Here is a 1,523-nt window from a genome sequence, read left to right as displayed (position 1 = left end):
ATTTGGCCTTTGCTCAGCAGCGCATAGACCAGTCGCACGAATTTCCGGGCCGTAAGAACTAATCCACGTTTGTGGTGGTGCGTCGTCGCTTCGCGGTACTTCCGGTGGTAAAACTCGGCGTACTCCCTGTTGTGTACCCGCAACGAGTTGGCCGCCTCAATCAGGTAGTACCGCAGGTAGTAGTTTCCTGACTTCGTCAGTTTGGTGTCATCGGCCCGGAATTGGCTTGACTGATGGACGGACCACGTCAAGCCTGCAAATTTCGCGAGGGCAGCTTGGTTGTCGAAACGCGAGATGTCCCCGATCTCGGAGACGATGCCAGCTGCAATGACCGGCCCAATGCCAGGCACGGTATCGAGTGTCTGAGGAATCGCCGCCAAATGGCGTGCGATGACCTTGTCCAGCTTCTTCAGCTGTTGCTGAAGGAACTGGATGTTGCTAAGCGTCATCGACAGGGTGATCTCAATCGCGTCGGCTACGGTGGGGTTCAGTCGGTAGGCGCGCTGAGCGAGCCGCTTGAGTTCCTGTGCCAACGCCTGTGGGTCACGCAGCCGATTGTTGCCGTGCTCCGCGATGAACTGGGCGAGTTCCTCGAGCGGCCGTTCTGCGACCTCATCCGGTGTCAGTTCGGACAATACAGCGGTGGCTGCCTTGCCGAACGGATCGCTGAAAGGATTCTGCTGGTCGTCACAAAGCGGCGAGAACTTGAGGAAAACCATGCTGAGCGCCCGGTTCTTCTCACGGATGAGATTGTGGACCAGGTGGTAGCGAAATCGGGTCAATCGTTGGAGCGCGGCATAGCGCGGGTCTTGCGGGAGCGTGGGTCGCAGTCCGCCAAAGCGCAGCCTATCCGCGATGACCCAGGCGTCGATGGCGTCCGTTTTGGGCAACTTGGTGTAGGCCTTTTTGAACCCATCGACCAGCGACGGATTGAGGACATAGATCTCCGTGTCAAATGGCTGGAGGGCGTCATGCTGAGAGAGAAACTCATGCAAATGCCACCAGTACACATTGGTGGCTTCCATGCCGATTCGAAGCTGTGTCGAACCGGTGGAAGCGAGGAACTCCAAGAGCTTGTCCACAAGCTTTTCGGCGCCCACCAGGTCATTGGTGAGGGTGAAGGTGCCAGACACGGGTTTGCCTTGTTCGTCGATGACGCGCACGACAAAGTTGTTCAGACCCAGGTCGATACCAACATACAGACATGCCATGGTCAGATTCACCTCCTGCTTGGCAGGGTGGGGCGTCTGAGTCGCTGGGGTATCCCCGAGCTGCGAGCGTATCCCTCAGCCTCGCGTGATGAGAACTCACCGGTCGCTCCCTGGGTACACTCGCATGCTGCTGACATGCGAGAAGGAGACGACCGGGGGACCGCCTGCGAGTCAAAGGTCACACGCCCGCTTCAGGGAAACACTCTTTTCGAGAAGTTCACCCAACAGGTGACGACAGGGGGCGCCAGAACTGCCCCGGACCCTACGCTTAAGGTCATTGTCTCTGGGGATACCCCAGCAACTCAACCCTGA

General features: G+C 58.1%; 1 protein-coding gene. It reads right to left on the bottom strand.

Going from position 1 to position 1,523, the window contains the following annotated elements; genetic code table 11:
* A partial coding sequence (locus J3481_RS14300) for an IS110 family RNA-guided transposase (protein WP_206832789.1) occupies positions 1 to 1,211 on the bottom strand: 1,211 nt, incomplete at its 3' end.
* Between the last annotated feature and the right edge of the window lie 312 nt (positions 1,212 to 1,523).

Source organism: Alicyclobacillus fructus (assembly GCF_017329605.1).
Taxonomy (GTDB): domain Bacteria; phylum Bacillota; class Bacilli; order Alicyclobacillales; family Alicyclobacillaceae; genus Alicyclobacillus; species Alicyclobacillus fructus.
This window is presented reverse-complemented; position numbering and strand designations above follow the sequence as displayed.